The organism is Pseudonocardia sp. CA-142604 (assembly GCF_050948475.1).
Lineage (GTDB): Bacteria > Actinomycetota > Actinomycetes > Mycobacteriales > Pseudonocardiaceae > Pseudonocardia > Pseudonocardia alaniniphila.
Genome location: NZ_CP192045.1, coordinates 8,799,625 through 8,823,644 on the forward strand (window position 1 = coordinate 8,799,625; position 24,020 = coordinate 8,823,644).

Sequence of the window (24,020 nt, forward strand, 5' to 3'; positions counted from 1 at the left end):
GGCGTCCGGGCCGTTGTTGTCAGCCCAAACGTCCTCGGCGCCGGCACGACCACGGACATCACGAGCAGCCTCAACATCGATATGTACCGTGAACCGCTCGGCGCGGCAGCAGCGGTGGGTTGGGCCTGACAAGCGGAGGAACGACGAGAATGAGAACCCCGAGGGTGTGGTTCGGGCTCGGTCTCGAGACCGGGGTCGGCGAGGTCGATGCGCTGCTCGCCCACGCAGGGCAGGCGGATCGCGACGGTCTCGATCTCGTCACCCTCTCCGACCATCCGTACTTCGCCGACAGGCTGGATGCCTATGCGGCGCTCGGTGTCGTCCTCGGCAGCACGACGGCCGTCACCGGTGCGGTCAATGTGACCAACCTCCCCAGCCGCCCCGCACCGATGCTGGCGCGAACGATCACCGCACTGTCCGCGCTGTCCGGCGGGCGCGTCGTGCTGGGAATCGGTGCGGGCGGGCTGTGGCAGGACATCGCCAAACTCGGCGTTCGCCCGCTGTCGCCTGCTCAAGCCGTCCGGGCGATGGAAGAGGCGATCATCGTGGTGAAGGCGCTCTGCGGCGGCGGCGACCCGGTGACCTTCGACGGAGAGTTCTACCGGATCTCGGACCTCGTTCCGGCCCAGGCCCCGGCCCCGCCCATCTGGACGGGATCGGTCGGCGCGAAATCGCTCGCGGTCACCGGAAGAGTCGCCGACGGCTGGATCCCCGGCCACGCGGCCGACTGGCGGAGCTCACGCTTCACCACGTCGAGGCCGATCATCGACGAGGCGGCGGCTGGTGCGGGCCGGGATCCGTCGGAGATCGCGACCATCTACAACGTGCGCAGCCGCATCACGGCCTCACCACTGGCCGCCACACGTGACGACTCCGGACGGTGGGTGGGCGGCTCGGTCCGGCAGTGGGTCGAAGAACTGTCGACGGCCGTGCTGGAACACGACGCGAGGGGATTCGTGTACTTCCCCGTTGACGACGGCGAGCCGTCGGAGATCGCGCTCGCGCGGTGGGCGCGCGAGGTCGTGCCGGCGGTCCGTGAGGCCATCCGTCAGGCGTGACACCAGGCACCCCGGCGCACTAGCCGGCCTTGATCGTGTCCAGCAGCAACGGGCCGCGGCCGGACGGCTCGTCGGCGACCTCCACGCCACCCTCCAGGGCCGCGCGGGCGCCCGCCACCGCGTCGGGGGTGTCCGTGTGCAGTTCCAGTAGCGGCTGACCGGAGGCGACCTCCTCGCCGAGCCCGACCAGAAGCCGCACCCCGGCCGCAGCCTGCACGGCGTCCTCCTTGCGAGCACGGCCGGCGCCCAGCCGCCAAGCCGCCACCCCGACGGCCATGGCGTCGAGCCGGGTCAGCACACCCGAGCGCTCGGCGACGTGTACCTCCACGTGCTTCGCCACCGGCAGAGCCGCGCCCGGGTCGCCGCCCTGGGCAGCGATCATCCGTTCCCACACCGGGTACGCGGCGCCGGACGCGAGCACCTGCGCCGGGTCCACGTCGGTGATCCCGGCCAGGGCCAGCATCTCCCGGGCGAGCGCCACCGTCAGCTCGACGACATCGGCCGGGCCACCTCCACGCAGCACCTCCACCGACTCGGCGACCTCGAGCGCGTTGCCGACGGCCCGGCCGAGCGGCACCGACATGTCGGTGAGCAGCGCGGTGGTCGGCAGCCCGTGCGCTTCGCCGATCCGCACCATCGTCGCGGCGAGCTCACGGGCCCGCGCTTCCGTCTTCATGAACGCCCCGGACCCGACCTTGACGTCGAGCACCAGGCCGCCGGTGCCCTCGGCGATCTTCTTGCTCATGATCGAGCTGGCGATGAGCGGGATCGACTCGACCGTGCCGGTGACGTCGCGGAGCGCGTAGAGCTTGCGGTCGGCCGGCGCCAGCGTCGGGGTGGTCGCACAGACCACCGCGCCGACCTCGGCGAGCTGGGCGGCGATCTCCTCCAGCGACAACGAGGCCCGCCAGCCCGGGATCGACTCCAGCTTGTCCAGCGTGCCGCCGGTGTGGCCGAGCCCGCGGCCGGACAGCTGAGGCACGGCCGCACCGCACGCCGCTACGAGCGGCGCGAGTGGAAGGGTGATCTTGTCGCCGACGCCGCCGGTCGAGTGCTTGTCGACCAGGGGGCGCCCGATCGACGGCATCGACAGCACGTCCCCGGAGTCGATCATCGCCTGCGTCCAGCGCGAGATCTCCTCGGCGTCCATGCCGTTGAGGAGGATGGCCATCGCGAGTGAGGCCATCTGTTCGTCGGCGACGTCCCCGCGGGTGTAAGCGGCGACGACCCAGTCGATCTGCTCGTCGGACAACCGCCCGCCGTCCCGTTTGGCGGTGATGACCTCGACCGCGCTGATGCTCTGGACGGCGTCGGGCACGCTGGTCCTCCGGTGCTCGTGGATCAGGAAGCCTCAGGATGCCAGTGCCGATCCGGAGGCCCGGTCGGCGGCTCGCGTGGCCGGCGATCGCGAGGCCCAGGGGCCCGTGCTCAGCTCCGGTCGGGGAGGTCGGCGGGGCCGAACGCGTCCGGCAGCACCTCCCGCATCGGGAGGATGCCGCGCGGGGTGTCGACCAGGCAGTCCGGGCCGCCGAACTCGTAGATGATCTGCCGGCAGCGCCCGCACGGCATGAGCAGCTCCCCCGTGCCGGAGCGGCACGCCACGGCGACGAAGCGACCCCCGCCCGTGAGCCGCAGCTGCCCGGCCATCGTGCACTCGGCGCAGAGGCCGAGGCCGTACGAGGCGTTCTCCACGTTGCACCCGGTGACGACGCGGCCGTCGTCGCAGACGGCCGCCGCCCCGACCTGCAGGTGCGAGTACGGCGCGTAGGCCGACGCGGCCGCGGCGACGGCCGCTTCGCGCAATGCGTCCCAGGGGACGTCAGTCATCATCAACCTCGGCTACCTTCACCTCTCCGATACTCGACGCCGTCGGCCGCAGGCGGCCGTAGCCGTTGGGACGCCACGGCGAGCACCAGCAGCGTGACGAGCTGCGGTGCGTAGGCGGCGAACTCGCGTGGCACCGTGTCGATCGAGTAGTACACGGCGTACACCACAGCACCCACGACGGCGGCGACCAGCGCCGCGCGCCACCTTCGCCGCGCCACCCACAGCACGGCGAGGCCGACCGCCAGGATCGTCGCGCCGTAGAGGAGGCCGTGCACCGCCTCGCCGCCGGCCCGCAACTGCACACCGTCGACGTAACCGAAGAGCGCCGACCCCGCGAGCAGACCGCCGGGGCGCCAGTTGCCGAAGATCATCGCGGCGAGACCGATGTACCCGCGGCCGCCGGTCTGGCCCTCCAGGTAGCCCAGCTGGCCGGGGTTCAGCGTCAGCGCCGCACCGCCCAGGCCGGCGAGCGCGCCGGACGCGACCACCGCGACGTACTTGTAGGTGGCGACCTTGACCCCGAGCGACTCGGCGGCCACCGGGTTCTCCCCGCAGGAGCGCAGCCGCAGCCCGAAGCGCGTACGCCACAGCACGAGGTAGCTGATCGGCACGAGCGCGAACCCGATGATGACGAGCGGCGTGAGCCCGCTGAGCAGGCCGCCGAGAAGCCCCGCCACGTCCGAGAGCAGCACCCGTTGCTGCGACTCGACGGACGCCAGACCGTCGGCCACCGGTTGCACGGAGAAGGTGTCGAACGCCTCGACCCGCGGGGACTGGCGCGGATTCTGCGAGATCGGCTCGAAGAGCAGCGTGGACAGGTACTTCGTGACGCCCATGCCGAGCAGCGTGATCGCGACGCCGGACACGATGTGGTTGACGTTGAACGTCACCGTGGCGACGGCGTGCAGCAGCCCGCCGAGGGCGCCGAAGACGAGGCCGCCGAGCACCGCAGCCCACGGCCCCCACTGGTATCCGGCCCAGGCCGCGCCCCAGGTGCCGAGGATCATCATGCCCTCGAGACCGATGTTGATCACGCCCGCGCGCTCGGACCACAGCCCGCCGAGCCCGGCGAACAAGATCGGGAGCAGCAGCAGCACGGCCGCCTGCGTGGTGCCGCGAGAGGTCAGCTGGTACTGCCCGGTCAGAGTGGCCGTGATCGAGAGGATCACCACGCCGACGGCCACGACGATCAGTGCACGGGCCCACGACGGGACGCGGCGCCGCTGTGGCGCGGCCGGGGGCGGGGCCGCCACCGGCGCTGTGGTCAGGGCCGTCATGACGCCACCGTCTCGGTCCGAGCTTCCACGGCCGGGGCGCTGCGCAGCTGCGCCGCCACCCTGCGCTGCTCGGCGGCGAGCTCGTAGCGCCGCACGATCTCGTACGCGATGACCACGGACAGCACCACCGACCCCTGCATGATCAGCACGATCTCCCGTGGCACGCCGACGTTGTCGAGTGCGAGGGCCGACTTGTCCAGGAACGCCCAGAGCAGCGCCCCGAGCGCGATGCCGAGCGGGTGGTTGCGGCCGAGCAGGGCGACCGCGATGCCGGTGAACCCGTAGCCCTGCGGCGAGGTGAGCGTGTAGGCGAAGTCGCGCCCGAGCAGCTCGGGGAGCCCGGCCAGGCCCGCGACCGCACCGGAGAGCACCAGCGCGATGATCACCATGCGCCGGGCGTCGACCCCGCCCGCCGTGGCGGCCGTCGGCGACTCCCCCGATGCCTTGAGCTCGAACCCGAACCGCGTGCGGTTGAGCAGGAACCAGTAGCCGAGCCCGAGCAGCGCGGCCACGGCGACCATCCCGAAGAGCGTGCCGCTCGTGCCGAACGAGACCCCGGGGAACTGCCCGCTCGGCTCGATCGGGGCGGTGGAGATGTTGTTGCCCTGGAGCACGCCGAACGAGTCGGGCCGGATGAGGTAGGCGATCAGGCCGGTCGCGATGAAGTTCAGCATGATCGTCGAGATCACCTCGCTGACACCGCGGTAGGCCTTGAGCAAAGCGGCGATACCCGCCCACGCCGCGCCCACCACGGCTGCGACCACGATGATCACGAGCGTGTGCAGCACCGGCGGCAGCACGAGCGAGCCGCCGACGATCGCGGCCACGCAGGCCGCCAGCCGGTACTGGCCCTCGATGCCGATGTTGAACAGCTTCATCTGGAAGCCGATCGCCACGGCCAGTGCCGCGATGTAGTAGATGGCGCCGCTGTTGATGATGTCGACGGCCGTGGTGCCCTCACCGACCTGCGTGATCATGACCGTCAGCGCGGTGATCGGCGAGTCGCCGCTGATCAGCAGCGCGACGGCGCACAGCAGCGCCGCGAAGACGATCGCCAGCGCGGGTGGCAGCAGCACCGTGCGGACGCGGTTCATGCCGGCACCGCCTCGGAGTCGTCGGCGCCGGTCATCGCCGCGCCGAGCTCCTCGGGTGTGACGGTCGCAGGGTCGGCATCGGCGACCAACGTGCCGCGCAGCATCACCTTGATCGTGTCGGAGAGCCCGATCAGCTCGTCGAGGTCGGCGCTGATCAGCAGCACCGCGAGCCCGCGAGCCCTGGCCCGGCGCAGCTCCTCCCAGATGCCCGCCTGCGCCCCGACGTCGACGCCGCGGGTCGGGTGCGACGCGATCAGCAGCACCGGGTCGCCCGAGAGCTCCCGGCCGACCACGAGCTTCTGCTGGTTGCCGCCGGACAGCGCGGCGGCCGGCACGTCGACGCTCGGCGTGCGGACGTCGAACTCCGCGACGATCCGCTCGGTGTCGCGCCGGGCGGCCGCCCGGTCGAGCAGGCCGAGGAACCCGCCCCGGGACACCGGCGGCCGGCTCTGATGGCCGAGCATGCGGTTCGCCCACAGCGACTGGGTGGCGAGGAGTCCGTGGCGCGTGCGGTCCTCGGGCACGTAGCCGATGCCGGCCTCTCGCCGCGCGAGGGTGCTGGCCTGGCTGAGGTCCCGGCCGCCCAGCACCACCGTGCCCGCGCTCGCCCGGCGCATCCCCATGATCGTCTCGACGAGCTCGGTCTGGCCGTTGCCCTCGACACCCGCGATCCCGAGCACCTCACCGGCGTGCACCACGAGGTCGATCCCCGCAAGCACCGGCCGCGCGCCGCTCTCGCCCGCCAGTTCCAGCCCTTCGACGCGCAGCACCTCGCGGTCGGTGACCGTGGAGTCGCGGGTCTCCGGGCTGGGTAGCTCGCTCCCGACCATCATCTCGGCGAGCTGGCGGCTGGTCACCGAGGCCGGGTCGGCCGTGCCGACGGACGTGCCGCGGCGGATGACCGTGATCGAGTCGGCGATGGCACGCACCTCGTCGAGCTTGTGGGAGATGAACAGGAACGTGAAACCGTCGGCGCGCATGGTGCGCAGGGTGTCGAACAGCTCGTCGACCTCCTGGGGCACGAGCACGGCGGTCGGCTCGTCGAGGATCACGGTGCGGGCGCCGCGGTAGAGAACCTTGATGATCTCGACGCGCTGGCGGTCGGCCACTCCGAGGCGCTCGACGAGGACACGGGGCTCGACCTCGAGGCCCACCGTGGCGGCGAGCTCGGCGATCCGGCGGCGGGCCGCGCCGCCGATACCGAGCAGCCCCTCGGCCCCGAGAAGGATGTTCTCCGCCACCGTGAAGTTGTCGGCCAGCATGAAGTGCTGGTGCACCATGCCGATCCCGGCCTTGATCGCGTCGGACGGGGATCGGAACCGCACGGTCCGACCGTCGACCGAGATCGTGCCCTCGTCGGGCTGCTGCATCCCGTAGAGGATCTTCATCAGCGTGGACTTGCCTGCGCCGTTCTCGCCGCAGAGGGCATGCACCTCGCCGCGGCGGACCTGCAGGTGGATGTCGTCGTTGGCGACCACGCCGGGGAAACGCTTCGTGATACCGGTGAGCTCGACGGCGTATTCGGCCGCACTCGTGGCCATGCTCGTGGCCATGGCTGGAGCCTTTCGAAGGGGGACGTGGTTCGGGGGCCGGGGCCGCCTAGGCGACTCCGGCCCCCGACAGGTGCCCCGGGGTCAGGACGACGTGGGCGTGGTCTGCACGGAGACCGCGCCGCTGATGATCGCGGCCTTGTACGCGTCGAGCTGGGCCTTGATGTCGTCGACCTTGCCGCCCGAGGTGGCGTACCCGACTCCGTCCACCTTCAGGTCGAAGGTGTCGGGCAGGGTGCTGAGGTTCCCGGCCGCCGCGGCGTTGATGTAGTCGAAGACCGCCACGTCCACGCGCTTCAGCATCGACGTGATGATCACGTCCTTCACGTCGGCGAGGCCCGGGATGTTGTACTGGTCCGAGTCGACGCCGATGGCGGACTTGCCCGCGGCCTTCACGGCCTGGAACACGCCCTGTCCCGACGCTCCCGCGGCGTGGTAGATCACGTCGGCGCCGCCGTCGAGCTGACCGGTGGCCACCACCTGCCCCTTGGCGGGGTCGCTGAAGCCGGTGAAGTCACCGGCGGGGGTGAGGTAGTCGACGTCGACCTGGATGTCGGGCGCCACGGCCTTCGCACCCTGCACGTAGCCGGCCTGGAACTTCTGGATCAGCGGCTGCTCGACCCCGCCGACGAACCCGATCTTGCACGTCTGCGTCTTGAGCGCGGCGGCGACGCCCACCAGGAAGGAGCCCTGCTCCTCGGCGAACACCAGCGGAGTGACGTTCGGCAGCTCGACCGAGCTGTCGTCGACGATCGCGAACTGGGTGTTCGGGCTCTCGGCCGCGACGGTCTTCAGCGCGGTGGCGTACTTGAAGCCGACCGCGATGATCGGGTTGTAGCCCTCGCTCGCGAGCTGGCGCAGCCGGGTGGCCGCGGCGTCCTCGCTCTCGTTCGGGCCTGCGGTGAGCTCCTTGGTGTTGGCCTTGGCGAGACCGAGCTCGCTGATGGCCCGGTCGAGGCCTGCGCCTGCGGCGTCGTTGAAGGACGCGTCGCCGCGGCCGCCGATGTCGAAGGCCAGACCGACCTTGAGGCCGCTCGCGTCGGCGTTCGGCAGCGCAGGCGCCGGGCTCGCGGAGCCGCCGCCAGGGGCGGACGGCGCGGAGTTCCGCGCGCACGCACCCGCATTGGTCCCACCGCCGCCGGCGGGCTGGCTGGTCCCGGTGTCGCGGGCACAGCCCACCACCACCAGCGCGCTGGTCAGCACGGCAGCTGCCAGCACGAATCCACGTCTGATCCGCACTGAAGAAGGCCTCCTGTTCCGGCATGACCGATCACGGACGGCATGCCGGAGGGGACCGTAGCCGAGCGATTGATCAGTTCACAGAAAGGAATCAGCGGCGTGACCGAATCGTCGGCTCCGTTCAGTGAGCACAAGGTCACGTGCAGCAACCAGCCTGCGGGCGGCACCTTCCCACCTCGCAAGCACCCGATCGGCGTTGATCATGATAGGGGCTCGCGCGCTTCCCGGGTAGCAAGAAACGCTGCCCGGCGAGTCGCCCGCCCCAGACCCGCGAGTCGCGCGATCCCGGGGTGCGGGCCGCCGACTCTCTCGGCCCCGTGTTCGCCCGGTTGGCGCAGCTCCCGTCACATTTGTCCCGGTTCATGGCGGCGACAACGGGTGGTTCGGCCTGCCGACCGGGGAAGCCGCTCCTCGGGTGACCCACCGCGGCGTGGAGCGATCGTAGAGTCACGGCGTGCAACTTCTGGGCATCATCGCGGTGGTGGCTGCCCTTGTCGCGCCCGTGACGCCGGCCCCGGGATGCGCGGGCCAGCAAGCACCGCCTCCGCCGTTCGCCCGCGAAGAGCTCGTTGCCGCCGTCGAGCCCTTGCCGTGGCCTGCCGAACCGGTGGGCGGCCCCCAACTCGGGACCTGCGGTGAGGCCGGGACGACAGGCGCGCCGCAGGTGGGCGCCCCCTCATGGGTGCTCGCGGACATGGACTCCGGTGCCGTGCTGGCCGCCCGGGCGCCGCACGCGCGCCACCGGCCCGCCTCGACCCTCAAGGTGCTCACGGCGATCGTCGCGGTGCGCAACCTCGACCCGGACGCCGTGGTCGACGGCACGGCGGAGGACCAGCAGATCGAGGGCAGCAAGGCGGGCATCGGTCCCGGCGGTCACTACACCGTTCGCCAGCTTCTGGCCGGTCTGCTGCTCAACTCCGGCAACGACACCGCGCAGGCCCTCGCCCGTGCCCAGGGTGGCGACGCCCTGACACGGGCGCGCATGGCCGCCGTCGCCGGTGAGCTCGGTGCGCTGGACACGTTGCCGGCGTCGGTGTCCGGCCTGGACGGGCCGGGGATGTCGACGTCGGCCTACGACCTCGCGCTGCTCTTCCGCGTCGCGATGCGCGAGCCGTTGTTCGCCAGCACGATCGCCACCCGCAGCGTGGACTTCCCGGGATACGGCGACAGGCCCGGGTTCGTGGTGAGCAACACGAGCCATCTGCTCGGGCAGTACCCGGGGGCGCTCGGCGACAAGACGGGATTCACGGACGCTGCCCGCCACACCATCGTCGGCGCCGCGGAACGCAACGGACGACGGCTGGTGGTCGCCCTCGTACGCGGCGAGCAGCATCCCGTGCCGTTGTGGAAGCAGGCCGCGGCGCTGCTGGACTGGGGCTTCGCGCAGCCGGCGGATGCCGAGCCGGTCGGCACCCTCGTCGACCGGACACCGGTGGAGACTCCCCCGGTGATGAACCCGCCCGCCGTCGTCCCGGACGTGACGGCGCGGGAGCCGAGCCACGCAGCGGTGGTGCCCGTGCTGCCGATCGGGCTCGCCGTCGCGGCCGGCGCGACCGCCGTCCTGCTGACCCTGCGCCGCCGGTCCCGCCGCTGAGCTCGGAGTGCGGCTCGCCCTTCGGGACGGACGGCTCTCGGATCAGCGGCGGCGACCCGGGAGGAAGCGGCTGCCGACCAGGCCGGTGACGAGGCCCGCGCCGAGCAGACCGAGGGCCGTGCCGCCGGTCGGGCCGGATCGCACCGTGACCGCGGGCCTGATCACGGCGGGCGGGGGCACCGGAGTGGGCTCCTCCTCCTCGTTCTCCCGGGAGGTGGCCGCCCACGCCGTGACGAGGAGGATGAACCGCGAGACGAAGTAGGCGAACACGAGCAGACCGAGGAGCGGGCCGAAGATCGCTCCACTCGGCGAGCTGGTGACGGCGCCGAGGTAGTAGGTCATCACCTGCTTGAGCACCTCGAAACCGATCGCGCCCAGCACCGCCGCCTTGGCCGCGCTCCGCAGCGTGGCGTGCTGACGGGGCAGGCGGGCGATCACCCAGAGGAAGATCAGCCAGTTCGCCAGCAGCCCGAGCGCGACTCCGATCACGGTGAACATGACCGGCGCCCAGCCCTCGTCGGCGAGCCCCACGAGCCTGAGCAGCGTCACGACGAACCCGGACGCCAGACCGGTGATCGCGAAGGAGGCAACCAGGGCCAGGCCGAGGCCCAGGAGCGTGAGCAGGTCGAAGAGCAGGCGCTTGATCAGCGGCGGGGCGGTCGGGACCTGCCCCCACTGGGCCGACAGCGCATCCCGCAGGTTGGACATCCAGCCGATGCCGGAGTAGAGGGCGGCAAGCAGGCCGATGATGCCCACCGCGTTGCGGGACGCGATCGCGCCGTTGATGATCGGCATGATCACGCTCTCCAGCCCCGCAGGCACGTTCTTCGCGATCCCGGCCTGCAGCTCGGCCAGCAGTTCCGGCCGGAGGAACAGCACGTACCCGGCGGCGGCGAACGCCACCATCACGAGCGGCACCAGTGACAGGACACTGAAGTACGTGATGGCCGCGGCGTAGTGGTCGCCGTTACGCGCGCTGTAGCGCGCCCCGGCGCGCATGAGATGGTCGAGCCACTCGTAGCGCTCCCGGAGCCGCTGCACCTTCGAGGGGCCGCCCTTCGCCCCAGCGTCTTTCTCGCCTGCGTTCGTCTGGGCTGCTGGGGCGGCCACGCTCGTCACCTCATCCGGTCGGTGGCAAGAACCCGATCTTCTCGTGGACGTCGGTCAGTGTCGCGCCGGCGACCTCCCGTGCCCGGGAGGCGCCAGCAGCAAGCACCCGGTCGAGCTCGGCCGGATCGTCCAAGTACGTCCGTACCCGTTCTCGCAGCGGCTCAACGAAGTCGGCGACGACGTCGGCGAGGTCCTTCTTCAGGTCGCCGTAGCCCTTGCCCGCGTACGCCTCCTCCAGCTCGGAGACCTTCCGGTCGGTGAGCGCGGAGTAGATCGTCAGGAGGTTCGAGACCCCGGGCTTGGTCTCCGGGTCGTACCGGATCTCCCGCTCGGCGTCGGTGACGGCGGAGCGGATCTTCTTCGCACTCACCTTCGGGTCGTCGAGCAGTTCCACGATCCCGGACGGGCTGGACGCCGACTTGCTCATCTTCGCCGTGGGGTCCTGCAGGTCCTGGATCTTGGCGGCACCCGCGGGGATGTAGGGCTGGGGCACGGTGAGTGCCTTGCCGAAGCGCGAGTTGAACCGCTGGGCGAGGTCGCGGGTGAGCTCGACGTGCTGGCGCTGGTCCTCGCCGACCGGCACGTGGTCGGGCTGGTAGAGCAGGATGTCGGAGGCCTGCAGGATCGGGTAGGTGAACAGGCCGACCGTGGCCCGGTCGGCACCCTGGCGAGCGGACTTGTCCTTGAACTGCGTCATGCGGCTCGCCTCGCCGAACCCCGTGAGGCACCCGAGCACCCATGCCAGCCGCGGGTGCTCGGGCACGTGGGACTGCACGAAGAGCGTGCAACGGTCCGGGTCGAGACCGAGGGCCAGCAGCTGCGCGGCGGCGTTGCGCGTGCGGGCAGCGAGCGTCGTGGGGTCGTACTCCACCGTGATCGCGTGCAGGTCAGGGATGAAGTAGAACGCGTCGTGGTCGTCCTGCATGGCGACCCACTGCCGCACCGCACCGAGGTAGTTACCGAGGTGGAACGACTCCGCGGTCGGCTGGATGCCGGAGAGCACCCGCGGACGGCGGTCGGTGGCGGCAGTCATGCCTCGATTCTCGCAACCGACGTCCACCGGGTATCAGGCCGGTGCCCCGCGTCACGCCGAGTGTCGGCCCGCATCCGCGACGGTGCCTGCGTCCATCAGCTTGCCGATCTCGGCGGCGTCGAGGCCGAGCAGCTCGGCGAGGACCTGCTCGGTGTCCCGCCCGAGCTCGGGCGCCTCCCCTGGGCCGCCGTGGCCGCCGTTCCACCGCATCGGTGACCGGGCGGTGATCGCACCAGCCCCGCCGGGGAGGGTCATGTCGACGAGCACCGGGTGGGCCCCCTCCCGGTGGGCGGCGACCACCTCGGTCATGCCGCGGTAGCGGCCCCACAGCACCCGCGCGGCGTCGAGCTCCTCGCTGACCTGCGCGAGGTTCCGCGCGGCGAACCACGGCCGCAGGATCGCCGCGATCGTCTCCCGCAGCCGGTAGCGCTCGGCCTCCTGGGTGAGGTCGGCGGAGAGTGCCGTCTCCAGCGCGTCGAACACACCGGCCGTGCCGGTCACCTTGCGCAGCGCGTCCCACTGGCCCTCGGTCAGCGCGACCACCATCACCCGCTGTCCGTCGGAGCAGGCGAAGTCGACGCCGAAGCTGCCGTACACGTGGTTGCCGTGCCGCGGCCGCTCCCGGCCACGCTCGGCGGCCTCCGACAACCAGCCGAGGTTCGCGACGCCGGCCAGCGCCACGTCGGACAGCGCGAGCTCGACGTAGGCGCCCCGACCGGTGCGCGCCCGGTCGTACAGCGCCGCGAGCACAGCGGTAGAGACGCTGAGGCCGGTCGTGAAGTCCCAGGCCGGCAGCACGTGGTTGACGGGCGCGCCGCCCTCCTCCGGGCCCGTGATCTGCGGGATGCCCACCTCGGCGTTGACGGTGTAGTCGACGGCCGGCCGCCCGTCGGGGTAGCCCTGTACGCGGACGTGGATCAGGTCGGGCCGCCGGGCGGCGAGCACATCGTTGGCCATCCACCGCCGTCCGACCACGTTGTCGACGAGCACGCCGCGGTCCGGCCCCGGCGCGGTGACCAGGGCGGTGAGCAGCTCGCGGCCCGCCGGGGTCCGCAGGTCGATCGCGACCGAACGCTTGCCCTTGTTGAGTGAGGCCCAGTAGTACGACTCGGCCTCCGCCCCGCCGGTGCCGTTGCCTGCCACGGGCCAGCGGCGGTAGTCACTGCCGCCGCCCACCGGATCGACGCGCACGACGTCGGCTCCCAACTGGGCCAGCGTCATCCCACCGGTCGGTCCCGCGACGAAACTCGCGCACTCGACGACGTGCAGGCCTTCCAGCGGACGGCTCATCCCGCTTCCCTCCGATGTCGTCAAGGGAAGGCTCAGTCCTCCGACTCGGGGCCGGGAGCCTCTTCCTGCGGGGCCGGCTCGACCCGGCGGACCTCGACGGTGCGGTTGTCGAGGTCGATCGGGCCGAGCTCCCACTCCTGCCCGTTGCCGGACTCGCCGGACTCGTCACGGATCTTCGGACCGGGGAAGAGCTCACCGAGAACGCCCATGCCCCCACGATACGACCATCGCCGCTGGTGGGCCGCGCGCGGCCGTGAGCGCGCGTCGCCACGCGGTGGGCGGTGCCGTCCGTCGTCGCCGTCGTCTGCCGCGATCAGGCCGTGGTCAGCGGGAGCAACCGCGGACCCGACGGCTGCGCAGGCACCAACCGCTCCACCGGCTCGCGGTAGGTGGTGCTGCGCTGCCGCACCGGACGTCCCGCCTTGGCCGCGATCGCCGCCAGCTCGGCCACCGTGCGCGCCGAACCGTTCTCCGAACCCGCCATCCGGCTGATCGTCTCCTCCATGAGCGTGCCGCCCATGTCGTCGGCGCCGCCCTGCAGGATCTCCGCGGAGAGGTCGTCGCCGAGCTTCACCCACGAGCACTGCACGTGGTCGATGCGACCGTGCAGGGCGAGGCGGGCGAACGCGTGCACGGCCCGGTTGTCACGCGTGGTGGGCCCGGGGCGCGCGATTCCCGCGAGGTAGATCGGCGCGTTGTGGTGCACGAACGGGAGCGGGACGAACTCGGTGAACGACGCCGCGCCCGCTTCGAGGGACGTGTCCTGCAGGGTCGCGAGGGTGCGCAGGTGGCCGAGCCAGTGCCGCGGCTCGTCGACGTGGCCGTACATCATCGTCGACGACGACGGGATGCCGAGGCGGTGCGCCGTGCCGACGACCTCGAGCCACTGGGCGGCGGGCAGCTTGCCCTTGGTGAGCACCCAGCGCACCTCGTCGTCGAGGATCTCGGCGGCGGTGCCGGGGATCGAGCCCAGCCCGGCATCGCGCAGCTCGGTGAGCCACTCCTCGATCGAGACGCCCGCCTTGGCGGATGCGCTGACGATCTCCATCGGGCTGAACGCGTGCACGTGCATGCCGGGCACCGCGGCCTTCACGGCGCGCACCAGGTCGGCGTAGAAGGACACGGGCAGCTGAGGGTCGATCCCGCCCTGCATGCACACTTCGGTGGCGCCGTCCTCCGCGGCCTCCACGGCTCGGGCGGCCACCTCGTCGAGCGAGAGCCGGAACGCGTCGGCGTCGCGCTCGCGCTGCGCGAACGCGCAGAACCGGCACCCCACGTAGCAGACGTTCGAGAAGTTGATGTTGCGGTTGACCACGTAGGACACCGAGTCACCCACGACGTCGGCGCGCAGCTGGTCGGCGAGCCTGGCGAGCTCGTCGAGGGCCGGGCCGTCCGCGGTGAGCACGGCCATCGCCGCCGCCTCGTTCGCCGGGTCGAGCAGCGCGGCCGGATCGGACGCAGCGAGCGCGAGCCCGGCGCGGACGTCGGAGTCGAGCCGCTCCGGGGCCTTCTGCTGGTGCGCTGCGAGCTCGGAGCGCAGCTCGTCCCAGTCGCCGTACACCGACTCGAAGTCGCCGCGCCGGTCCTCCGTGCGTCCCTCGGAGTCGATGGCGGTGTTGAGGTCGATCCGGCCGCTGGACTCGAACCCGCCGTCGGGCTCCTGCCACGGCCGCCCCCGCACCGCGGCGCTGGCGTTCGCCAGTCCGGTCTCCGGGTCGGCGAGCGCGGCGACGTGCGCGTGCAGGCGCGTGTCGATCCAGGGCGACCCGGCCAGCACGTACTTCGGGTACGCGGTGAGCCGCTCGCGCAGCGTGAACCCGGCAGCGGCCGACCGGGCGGCCAGCTCGTCGATCGCAGGCCACGGCCGCTCGGGGTTGACGTGGTCGGCGGTGACGGGCGACACACCGCCCCAGTCGTCGATGCCCGCCCGGAGCATCAGCGCGAACTCGTCACCGACGAGGTTCGGCGGCGCCTGCACCCGCATCTTCGGGCCGAGCACGATCCGCGCGACGGCGATGGTGGCGGCCAGATCCTCGAGGTCGGCGTCCGGGTCGTTCGCCATCGCCGTGTCGGGCTTGGCGCGGAAGTTCTGGACGATCACTTCCTGGATGTGGCCGTGCGCCCGGGCGGCCGACCGGATCGCGAAGATCGACTCGGCCCGCTCGGTGCGCTTCTCGCCGATCCCGATGAGGATGCCGGTGGTGAACGGGACGCCCACTCGTCCGGCGTCGGTGAGGGTGCGCAGCCGCACCGCGGGGTCCTTGTCCGGGCTGCCGTAATGCGGGCCGCCCGGCTCGGACCACAGCCTCGTGGCCGTGGTCTCGAGCATCATGCCCATGCTCGGCGCCACCGGCTTGAGCCGCGTGAGCTCCGCCCAGCTCATGACACCGGGGTTGAGGTGCGGGAGCAGCCCCGTCTCCTCCAGCACGGCGATCGCGCAGGCCCGGACGTAGTCGAGCGTGGAACCGTAGCCACGCGCCTCGAGCCACTCCCTGGCCGCGGGCCAGCGGTCTTCCGGGCGGTCGCCGAGGGTGAACAGGGCTTCCTTGCAACCGGCGGCGGCGCCGGCCCTGGCAATCTCCAGCACCTCGTCGCGCTCGAGGAACGCGGCGGGCAGCCGGTGCGGGACCGTGGCGAAGGTGCAGTAGTGGCAGCGGTCGCGGCAGAGGCGGGTGAGCGGGATGAACACCTTCCGCGAGTACGTCACCACGCCCGGACGGCCCTCGGCGACCAGCCCGGCGTCACGCACCCGGGACGCCGCGGTCAGGAGCTCGTCGAGCTCCGCCCCGCGGGCGGCCAACAGCACGGACGCCTCGGTGACGTCGAGGGCGACACCGTCGCGGACCCGGCGCAGTGCTCGACGCAGGGCGGAGGCGGACGCCGGCGGCTCCGGCACGCTCACGAAATCAGACACTCCTGAACACTAGGTCGCGGGATGGAGCCCGGTCGACCGGCTGCCCCACCGGCCAGGGTGACGGGCGCCACCTTGCTCACAGACGCGGCCGCGTCTCAGGTGACCACCGCGTCGAGCTGCGCCACGAGCGCGTCGATGACGCTCGGCAGGCTCAGCACCGTGCCCCACGTCCACGCGGCCGAGACCAGCGGATCCTCCACGAACAGCGACCGCCCGGCCCGCACCACGGCCATCTGCGAGTAGAGCGGCGCGGCCTCGATCTCCGGGCGCACCTCGGGCGTGTAGCCGGTGTTCCACAGCAGTACGTCGCGGTCGAGCAGACCCATCTGCTCGTCGCTGATCGTCGCGCCGTCCTGGTCGCCTGCGAGCTGACCGATCTCGGGCGGGATCGTGAACCCGAGGGCGGCGATCAGCTGGGAGCGCTGGTCATTGGGCGACCGGACGAAGGAGATGCCGGGTTCGTTGCGCTCGGCGACCACGGCCGTGCGGCCCTCGAACTCCGGGTGCGCGGCGCGGGCCGCGGCCAGCTGGGCGTCGATCCCGCCGATCAGCTCCTCGGCACGCTCGGAACGGCCGAGTGCGCGGCCGGCCAGCCGCGTGTACTCCTGCCACGGCGCACCCCACTCGGGGAATCCCGCGGGCGGCCCGACGGTGGGCGCGATGCGCGAGAGCGTCTCGTACTGGGTGGCGTCGATGCTGGTGTAGAGCCCGATGATCAGGTCGGGGGCCAGCGCGGCGATCTCCTCGTATTGGTACTCCGGCGTGCCGGTGAACGTGCCGCGGTTCATCACCGAGGGCTTCGCGTCACCGAGCTCGTCCTGCGCCCACGGCCACGTGGCGTAGGGGTGGTCGCCGTACCAGTCGGTGACCCCGACCGGACGCACGCCGAGTGCGAGCACCGGGTCCTGGTCGCTGTACCCGATGGTGACGACCCGCTGGGGCGGGGCAGGGATCTGCGTCGTCCCGTTGCGGTGCTCGACCGTGATCGGGAAGCCTGCCGCACCCGGGGCCGACGGCGCCGCCGTGGTGCCGGTACCGCCGCCGCAGGCCGTGAGCAGACCGAGAGCGCCCAACGCCCCCGCGCCGGTCAGCAGCCTGCGGCGCGTGATGTGCGCGGCGGCGGGTTGGACGGGAATGGCGGGCACGGTGCCTCCTGGGACAGATCAACAGGGCGGCCGGAGGATAGCCTGCCCTTACCCGGTTCGTCACCGATGTCCGTCATGCCACGTCGGCGGGCTCCCCTCCGGTGACGGCCACGAGCTCGTCGAAGGTGGTGGGGAACACGGCGTGCGCGATCCCTCCCGCAGCCCAGACCTCGTCGAAAGGCGCGAGCGCCCGGTCCACGAGCGTGCGCAGGGGTGCCGGGTGCCCGACCGGTGCCACGCCACCGATCGCCTGCCCGGTGGCCGCGCGCACGAACTCCGGCGAGGCCCGCCGCACCCGCTCCACGCCGAGGATGGCCGCGACCTTGCCCGTGTCCACCCGGTGCGCGCCGGAGGTGAGCACGAGCAGCGGGACGCCGCCGGACATCTCGAACACGAGCGAGTTGGCGATCTGCCCGACCTCGACGTGCAGTGCCGCCGCGGCGGCCGCGGCGGTGGTGACGGCGTCGGGCAGGACCTGCAGCCTGGCGATCCGGGAGGGGTCGGCGCCGCCCGTGGTGAGGGCGGCAACCACGAGGTCGACGTTGCGGTGGGAGGCGGTGCTCATCGCCGCATCCCACCACGGCGGCCCGATGCTGTCCGGCCGATTACGCGGACGACCGGCCCTAGGAGTCGTCCGCGACGCGGGTGCCGGTGATCTGGCTGCCGTCGGCGGAGCGCAGCAGGCAGATCACGTCCCGGTTCGTGAAGCTCGACGAGGTCCCGACGGGCGTCTCGAACGCCGCCTGCGACGGCACCAGAGCCGCCACGGCGAGCCGATCCTTGCCGGGCCCGGTGACCACTCCCGAGTCGAACACCAGCGTGCACGCCTCTGCCGCGTAGGAAGCGAGCTGCGGGCGTCCGGGGTAGGGCAGGGCGCGCTGTGGGCCGAAGGGGTCGAAGGTCTGGAACACCTCGAGGTCGTGCGGACCGTCGCAGCTCACGGTGGAGCCGGAGGGGAACGCTCGCCCCGGGGCGAGCTGGCCCTGCAGGCACGCCCGGAACCTCGAACCGAAGTCCGGCAGGTCGCCGCCCGGGCCGTAGGTCAACGTGGTGACGTCCGGTCCGGACGGGGCGAGAACCCCCGCCCTGGCCAGCGCGAGCCCCCCGGCCAAGCCCAGCACCGCTCCCAGCACCAGCGCCACCACGGGCCACACCCAGCGTCGCCGGGCGGACGTCGCCGATGCCGCGGCCGGGGTGGAGGGGGGCCCGTGGAACAGCGGTGTGGTCTCCGTGCCCGGCGCCGAGAGGAGGGCAGCGGCCTGCACCCCGCTGAGCCGGGCCTGCGGGGAGCGTTGCAGGAGCCCCGAGATGACCGCCCCGAGCGGCCCCCGGGTGCGGGTGCTCGGTACGTCGGCGTGCAGCACCGCGGCGATCGTGGCCGCCGTCGTCTCCCGGCTGAACGGCCCGGTGCCGTGAACCGCGTAGAACAGCGTGGCGCCTGCCGCCCAGAGGTCCGATGCCGGAGTCGCCTGCGCTCCCTCCAGCCGCTCCGGCGAGAGATAGCTGGGTGAGCCGATGACCGAACCGGTGGTGGTCAGTCCCGGGTCGTCGACGGCCTGGGCGATCCCGAAGTCGGCGAGCCGCACCCGGCTGCCCGGGCCGAGCATGACGTTGCTGGGCTTGACGTCACGGTGCACCACCCCGCTCTCGTGCGCGGTGCGCAGCGCGCTGAGCAGCTGCTGGGCCACGGACGCGGCCGAACGCTCGTCGAGTGGCCCGTGGCGCTGCACCACATCGGCGAGGGTGGGCGCCTCCACCAGCTCCATCACGATGTGGTCGATCCCGTCGTCGGTGACGACGTCGTAGACGGTGACGATGCCGGGGTCGTTGAGCCGGCCGGCCGTGCGCGCCTCACGAAGCAGCCGCTCCCGGAACGAGCGCCGGTCCTCGGCGCTGTGCCCCTCGGGGAGGTGGAGCTCCTTCACCGCCACCTGCCGGCCCATCACGCGGTCCTCGGCGCGCCACACGATTCCCATGCCACCGCGGCCGAGCTCGCCGAGCACGACGTAGCGGCCGCCGATGACGCGCGTGGGGCTGACCGGGTTCATGATGCGTACACGATGGTCACCGGCGCGTGGTCCGACCAGCGCTCACCGTGGCTCGGTGCCCGCTCCACCACAGCGGAGACGGCGCGGGCGGCCAGCTCAGGCGTTGCGACGTGGTGGTCGATGCGCCATCCCGTGTCGTTGTCGAAGGCCCGCCCCCGGTAGGACCACCACGAGTACGGCCCGTCGACGCCGGGGTGCAGGGCCCGCACCACGTCCACCCAGCCGCTCTCGAAGAGCGCAGCCATCCACTCCCGCTCGTGGGGCAGGAACCCCGAGTTCTTGACGTTGCCCCGCCAGTTGCGGATGTCGGCCTCCGTCGGCGCGATGTTCCAGTCGCCGCAGACCAGCATCTCGCGGTCCTCCGCGGCCACCTTCTCCCGCCGCTCGGCGAGGTAGGGGGCGAAGAGCGCGAGGAAGCGGTTCTTCTCCGCCTGCCTCGGCGTGCCGACGGTGCCGTTGGGCAGGTAGAGGGACGCGATGGTGAGGCCGGGCAGGTCGACCTCGAGATAGCGCCCGGCGCCGTCGAACTCCGCCTCGCCGATGCCCACCCTGACGGCCTCGGGCTGCTCTCTCGTGAGCACACCGACGCCGTTGCGCCCGCGAGTGCTCTCGCACGGGGCGTAGGCGAGGTGCCAGCCGGCGAGCATCGCAGGCGGCAGCTCGTCGAGCTGCGCGCGTGTCTCCTGCAGGCAGACGATGTCGGCGGACGTGCCGGTCAGCCAGCGCAGGAGCCCCTTCGCGGCGGCCGCCCGGACCCCGTTGACGTTGACCGAGCTAACGGTGCGCACGCCCGCAGCGTCCCTCAAGCGCAGTTGGTGTCCGGGAGCGGGGTCAGGAACTGGTCAGCCGCCCACTGGTTGCCCTCCAGCTCGCGGAACCCGTTGGTGACGATCCGGGTGCCGTCGACGCGGTCGCCACGCACGAGCGTCCTGAGCAGGGCGGAGTCCTGGTCGGGCGCGGCCCGCACGTTGAGCTGGTCGGCCGCCACCTCGAGCTGGCAGCCGGTGGACCCGTCGGCGTCGACCGACTGATCGTTGATGCCACCACGGTCGATGATGGCCAGGAACGCGAGAAGCACGCCCGCGATCAGCACGAACGTCCACCCTCGGAACGTCGACTTCTCTAGCTTCGGAATCTTGAACCTTGAGGCCACGGCCGCGTCTCCCGGGGACGGTGAGGTGTACCAACGGTAGCGGAACGACCACCCGGATCCCACCGATGATCTTCGATCACTGTGATGTCGGCGTAGTGACCACCATGTCGTGCGACGCACTCCCCCGGTCGTGTTGTGCAAGGGATAGCGTGTCGAGAGGGAGCAGCGCGCTCCGCGACCCAGGTCCGACCAGTCCCGAGGCAGGCCCGAAACAACGATGAAGGTCATCTACACGTACACGGACGAGGCCCCGGCGCTCGCCACGCACTCGTTCCTACCGATCATCGAGGCCTTCGCCGGCAAGGCCGGGGTGGATGTCGAGACGCGTGACATCTCGCTCGCCGCCCGCATCCTCGCGCAGTTCCCCGACCGGCTGACCGACGCCCAGCGCGTGCCCGACGCGCTCAGCGAGCTCGGCGAGCTGGCGAAGACGCCCGAGGCCAACATCATCAAGCTCCCCAACATCAGCGCGTCGATCCCGCAGCTGAAGGCGGCCATCAAGGAGCTGCAGGGCGCGGGCTACGACGTCCCGGACTACCCCGAGGACCCCCGCACCGACGAGGAGAAGGCCGCGCGGGCCGCCTACGACACGGTCAAGGGCAGCGCGGTCAACCCGGTCCTGCGCGAGGGCAACTCCGACCGCCGGGCGCCTGCCTCGGTCAAGAACTTCGCCCGAAAGCACCCCCACTCGATGGGCAAGTGGTCGGGCGACTCCACCTCGCACGTCTCCACGATGAGCGACGGCGACTTCCGCCACTCCGAGCGGTCGGTCACCTTCGACGACGGCGCCGAGCTGCGCATCGAGCACGTGGCGGCCGACGGCACCGTCACCGTGCTGAAGCCCTCGCTCGCCGTGCTGCCCGGGGAGATCCTCGACGCGGCGGTCATGCGCAAGCAGGATCTGACGGCCTTCCTCGCCGAGCAGGTCGCCGACGCCCGTGACAAGGGCGTGCTGTTCTCCGTGCACGTCAAGGCCACGATGATGAAGGTCTCCGACCCCATCCTGTTCGGCCACGCGGTCGAGGCCTACTTCGCCGACGTCTTCGCGCAGTACGGCGACGACCTCGCCGCCGTCGGTGCCGACCCCGACGACGGCCTCGCGAGCGTGCTCACCGCCCTCGAGAAGCTGCCCACCGAGAAGCGCGAGGCCATCGAGAAGGCGATCAGCGCCGCGTACGACAGCGGCCCCGGGCTCGCGATGGTCGACTCCGACCGCGGGATCACCAACCTGCACGTCCCCAGCGACGTCATCATCGACGCCTCGATGCCGGCCGCGATCCGCTCGTCCGGGCAGATGTGGAACGCGAAGGGCGAGCTGCAGGACACCAAGTTCGTCATCCCGGACTCGTCCTACGCCGCGCTGTACGCGGAGACCGTCGACTTCTGCCGGCAGCACGGCGCGTTCGACCCCGCCACGATGGGCACCGTCCCGAACGTGGGGCTGATGGCGCAGAAGGCCGAGGAGTACGGCAGCCACGACAAGACGTTCGAGATCGCGGCGGCGGGCACCGTCCGGGTCGTGGACGCCTCCGGATCGGCGCTGCTCGAGCACGAGGTGGCCGAGGGCGACCTGTGGCGCGCGTGCCAGACCAAGGACGCCCCGATCCGCAACTGGGTGCAGCTCGCCGTCTCCCGGGCCCGCGCCACCGGCGCGCCTGCCGTGTTCTGGCTGGACGAGACCCGCGGCCACGACGCCGAGGTCATCAAGAAGGTGCGGGCCTACCTGGCCGAGGAGGACACCGACGGCCTGACCATCGAGATCCTCCCCGTCGCCGAGGCCACGCGGTACACGCTGGATCGCACGAAGCGCGGCGAGGACACGATCTCCGTCACCGGCAACGTCCTGCGCGACTACCTCACCGACCTGTTCCCGATCCTCGAGCTGGGCACGAGCGCGAAGATGCTCTCGATCGTCCCGCTGATGAACGGTGGCGGGCTCTTCGAGACCGGGGCCGGCGGCTCGGCGCCGAAGCACGTGCAGCAGATGGTGCGCGAGAACCACCTGCGCTGGGACTCCCTCGGGGAGTTCCTCGCGCTGGCCGTCTCGCTGGAGTTCCTGGCCGACTCCGACGACAACCCGCGCGCGAAGCTGCTGGGCAAGGCCCTCGACGACGCCACCGGGAAGCTGCTCGAGAACGGGAAGTCGCCCTCGCGGCGGGCCGGTGAGCTGGACAACCGCGGCAGCCACTTCTACATCGCGCTGTACTGGGCGCAGGCCCTCGCCGAGCAGGACGAGGACGCGGAGCTGGCGAAGATCTTTGCTCCGCTGGCCGAGAGCCTGACCGCCGACGAGACGACGATCGTAGACGAGCTGAACGCGGTACAGGGCCAGCCGGTGGACCTGGGCGGCTACTACTACGTGGACAGGAAGAAGACGGACGGGGTGATGCGCCCAAGCGCAACGCTGAACGCCGCCCTCCAGTCCTTCTAAGGGCATTCAGGAGCCGTAGTGCTGTCGGGAGCGTCTCCAGACAGCACTACGGCTCCTTTCTGCTCATAGGAGCGTTATGAGGACTGCTCCTACCGCTAGGTGCATTGACAGCAGGACCAGCAGCGATGGCCCTGTCGCTCCCGCCAGTGGTGTGGCCAGCGATAGGCCTAGCACCGCCAGTGCGATCACCGTCCACGTCCGGCGGGGGCGCGTGGCGCGGCGTTCCAGCACGGCGAGCAGAGCCCATCCGGACAGGCCTGCGCACAACGCCCCGGCCACCACGGCGAGCGCGCCGACCGGGGTGGCCGTGCCGCCGATCGGCGTGGCCGTGAGATCGAGCCCCGCCACCGGTACGGCGACGGCCCAGATCGCGAGGGGCGCCAGCACGGCGAGCGCCACGGCAGCGGCGCGCCGGGCCGCCGAACGGGTCGAGGGTCGGGTGGTGGTGGTCATGCGACGGACTCCTTCATGGACGGGGCCCGGCGACGCCCGAACAGCAGGTGCCACGAGCCGGAGCGGTAGAGGAAGACGTGGGTCGGGACCTGCATGGCCACGAGGGTCACGACGCTGAGAGCGGTGTCGAGGGCCGGCACGGCCGGCACCGGCAGCGTCGCGGCCATGAGGACGCGCAGCACGCAGTCGAGGAGCAGCACGCCACCCCACGACACGGTGACCAACCGCCAGGCGCGCCGGAAACGTGGGTCGCCCTCCCACAGTTCGTCCATGAGGTCGGCCCGGTGCGGGAACAGCGTCTGCGTGACCCGGAACGTCAGCGGACGGCGCAGCCACAGGCTCGCGAGCGTCCAGACTCCGAACGGCAGGCTCAGCAGGGCGTTGCGCATCAGCAGTTCACGCGGATCGCCGGTGATCAGCGAGGCGACCGTCCCCACCGTCATCGCGACGAAAACCGCCAACGCCACCGGCTCGACGCGGCACCCGCGCGCGATCGACACCACGGTCTTGATCGCGGGCGGAGCGCCCCCCACCATGAGTGCGGTGAGGTCGTCGACGCCTGCGGCGTGCAGCCCGTAGAACAGGGCAAGCGGGGCCGCGACGTCGACGAGCAGCGTCTGCAGGCCGGAGGGGCCGCCGCGGTTACCTGATGTGGTCACAGCGGGAGCGTCGCGGGCGGCAGGCAGGTCGGGCATCGGCCGGACGCTCGTGCGGGTGCCACTCCCGTCGCCGCCGGGTTCGACTTTTGTCGGAGTCCGCCGCGGATTCGACTTTTGTCGGTGTTCCCGTCGCCGCCTGCGGCCC

At 71.7% G+C, this 24,020-nt stretch carries 21 protein-coding genes; 3 read left to right on the forward strand and 18 right to left on the reverse strand.

Annotated features, from left to right (window positions below):
- Positions 1-149 precede the first annotated feature (149 nt).
- Positions 150-1,058: an LLM class flavin-dependent oxidoreductase gene (locus ACQPZQ_RS39950; protein WP_433289695.1), complete on the forward strand. Its 909-nt coding sequence runs from the start codon at positions 150-152 to the stop codon at positions 1,056-1,058.
- Between the two features lie 19 nt (positions 1,059-1,077).
- On the opposite strand, the gene ACQPZQ_RS39955 is transcribed toward ACQPZQ_RS39950, so the two are convergent.
- From ACQPZQ_RS39955 to ACQPZQ_RS39980, 6 genes are all read right to left on the reverse strand, one after another.
- The gene (locus ACQPZQ_RS39955) at positions 1,078-2,376 is read right to left on the reverse strand and encodes a thymidine phosphorylase (RefSeq protein ID WP_433289696.1); all 1,299 of its coding nucleotides are present in this window, start codon (positions 2,374-2,376) and stop codon (positions 1,078-1,080) included.
- Positions 2,377-2,486: 110 nt separating this feature from the next.
- Complete coding sequence (locus tag ACQPZQ_RS39960; protein ID WP_241039751.1) at positions 2,487-2,885, reverse strand: cytidine deaminase; 399 nt, start codon at positions 2,883-2,885, stop codon at positions 2,487-2,489.
- A 2-nt stretch (positions 2,886-2,887) separates the two neighbouring features.
- Complete coding sequence (locus ACQPZQ_RS39965) at positions 2,888-4,162, reverse strand: ABC transporter permease (protein WP_433289697.1); 1,275 nt, start codon at positions 4,160-4,162, stop codon at positions 2,888-2,890.
- Positions 4,159-5,256 carry an ABC transporter permease gene (locus ACQPZQ_RS39970; protein ID WP_241039753.1) on the reverse strand — a complete coding sequence of 366 codons (1,098 nt, stop codon included), beginning with the start codon at positions 5,254-5,256 and terminating at the stop codon, positions 4,159-4,161. Before ACQPZQ_RS39970 ends, ACQPZQ_RS39965 begins: the two co-directional genes overlap by 4 nt.
- Complete coding sequence (locus ACQPZQ_RS39975) at positions 5,253-6,809, reverse strand: ABC transporter ATP-binding protein (RefSeq protein ID WP_433289698.1); 1,557 nt, start codon at positions 6,807-6,809, stop codon at positions 5,253-5,255. Before ACQPZQ_RS39975 ends, ACQPZQ_RS39970 begins: the two co-directional genes overlap by 4 nt.
- A gap of 81 nt (positions 6,810-6,890) precedes the next feature.
- Positions 6,891-8,045, reverse strand: a complete 1,155-nt coding sequence (locus tag ACQPZQ_RS39980) for a BMP family lipoprotein (protein ID WP_433289699.1) — start codon at positions 8,043-8,045, stop codon at positions 6,891-6,893.
- A gap of 454 nt (positions 8,046-8,499) precedes the next feature.
- Between ACQPZQ_RS39980 and ACQPZQ_RS39985 the strand changes: the two genes are divergently transcribed.
- The gene (locus ACQPZQ_RS39985; RefSeq protein WP_433289700.1) at positions 8,500-9,639 is read left to right on the forward strand and encodes a D-alanyl-D-alanine carboxypeptidase family protein; all 1,140 of its coding nucleotides are present in this window, start codon (positions 8,500-8,502) and stop codon (positions 9,637-9,639) included.
- Between the two features lie 42 nt (positions 9,640-9,681).
- On the opposite strand, the gene yhjD is transcribed toward ACQPZQ_RS39985, so the two are convergent.
- From yhjD to ACQPZQ_RS40035, 10 genes are all read right to left on the reverse strand, one after another.
- The gene (yhjD, locus tag ACQPZQ_RS39990; RefSeq protein WP_433289701.1) at positions 9,682-10,749 is read right to left on the reverse strand and encodes an inner membrane protein YhjD; all 1,068 of its coding nucleotides are present in this window, start codon (positions 10,747-10,749) and stop codon (positions 9,682-9,684) included.
- Between the two features lie 10 nt (positions 10,750-10,759).
- Positions 10,760-11,782 carry a tryptophan--tRNA ligase gene (gene trpS, locus ACQPZQ_RS39995; RefSeq protein WP_433289702.1) on the reverse strand — a complete coding sequence of 341 codons (1,023 nt, stop codon included), beginning with the start codon at positions 11,780-11,782 and terminating at the stop codon, positions 10,760-10,762.
- Between the two features lie 51 nt (positions 11,783-11,833).
- Entirely contained in the window at positions 11,834-13,072 is a 1,239-nt protein-coding gene (locus tag ACQPZQ_RS40000; protein ID WP_433289703.1) for a CoA transferase, read from the reverse strand.
- A 32-nt stretch (positions 13,073-13,104) separates the two neighbouring features.
- Positions 13,105-13,281, reverse strand: coding sequence for a hypothetical protein (locus ACQPZQ_RS40005; protein WP_433289704.1), 177 nt, complete (start codon positions 13,279-13,281; stop codon positions 13,105-13,107).
- Between the two features lie 104 nt (positions 13,282-13,385).
- Entirely contained in the window at positions 13,386-15,986 is a 2,601-nt protein-coding gene (locus tag ACQPZQ_RS40010; RefSeq protein WP_433289705.1) for a bifunctional FO biosynthesis protein CofGH, read from the reverse strand.
- A gap of 95 nt (positions 15,987-16,081) precedes the next feature.
- The gene (locus ACQPZQ_RS40015) at positions 16,082-17,131 is read right to left on the reverse strand and encodes an iron-siderophore ABC transporter substrate-binding protein (RefSeq protein ID WP_433289706.1); all 1,050 of its coding nucleotides are present in this window, start codon (positions 17,129-17,131) and stop codon (positions 16,082-16,084) included.
- A 73-nt stretch (positions 17,132-17,204) separates the two neighbouring features.
- Positions 17,205-17,696 carry a YbaK/EbsC family protein gene (locus tag ACQPZQ_RS40020; RefSeq protein ID WP_433289707.1) on the reverse strand — a complete coding sequence of 164 codons (492 nt, stop codon included), beginning with the start codon at positions 17,694-17,696 and terminating at the stop codon, positions 17,205-17,207.
- A 58-nt stretch (positions 17,697-17,754) separates the two neighbouring features.
- Complete coding sequence (locus tag ACQPZQ_RS40025; RefSeq protein ID WP_433289708.1) at positions 17,755-19,179, reverse strand: serine/threonine-protein kinase; 1,425 nt, start codon at positions 19,177-19,179, stop codon at positions 17,755-17,757.
- Positions 19,176-19,967 (reverse strand): exodeoxyribonuclease III, encoded by a 792-nt coding sequence (locus tag ACQPZQ_RS40030; protein ID WP_433289709.1) that lies wholly within the window; start codon positions 19,965-19,967, stop codon positions 19,176-19,178. The genes ACQPZQ_RS40025 and ACQPZQ_RS40030 overlap by 4 nt, the downstream gene beginning before the upstream one ends.
- A gap of 14 nt (positions 19,968-19,981) precedes the next feature.
- Entirely contained in the window at positions 19,982-20,332 is a 351-nt protein-coding gene (locus ACQPZQ_RS40035) for an SH3 domain-containing protein (RefSeq protein ID WP_433289710.1), read from the reverse strand.
- A gap of 217 nt (positions 20,333-20,549) precedes the next feature.
- On the opposite strand from ACQPZQ_RS40035, the gene ACQPZQ_RS40040 reads away from it, so the two are divergent.
- Entirely contained in the window at positions 20,550-22,763 is a 2,214-nt protein-coding gene (locus ACQPZQ_RS40040) for an NADP-dependent isocitrate dehydrogenase (protein ID WP_433289711.1), read from the forward strand.
- Between the two features lie 63 nt (positions 22,764-22,826).
- Here ACQPZQ_RS40040 and ACQPZQ_RS40045 read toward each other — a convergent pair whose 3' ends face one another.
- Both ACQPZQ_RS40045 and ACQPZQ_RS40050 read right to left on the reverse strand, forming a co-directional pair.
- Positions 22,827-23,216, reverse strand: a complete 390-nt coding sequence (locus ACQPZQ_RS40045) for a DUF6069 family protein (RefSeq protein ID WP_433289712.1) — start codon at positions 23,214-23,216, stop codon at positions 22,827-22,829.
- Positions 23,213-23,911: a VC0807 family protein gene (locus ACQPZQ_RS40050; RefSeq protein ID WP_433289713.1), complete on the reverse strand. Its 699-nt coding sequence runs from the start codon at positions 23,909-23,911 to the stop codon at positions 23,213-23,215. The genes ACQPZQ_RS40045 and ACQPZQ_RS40050 overlap by 4 nt, the downstream gene beginning before the upstream one ends.
- Positions 23,912-24,020 lie beyond the last annotated feature (109 nt).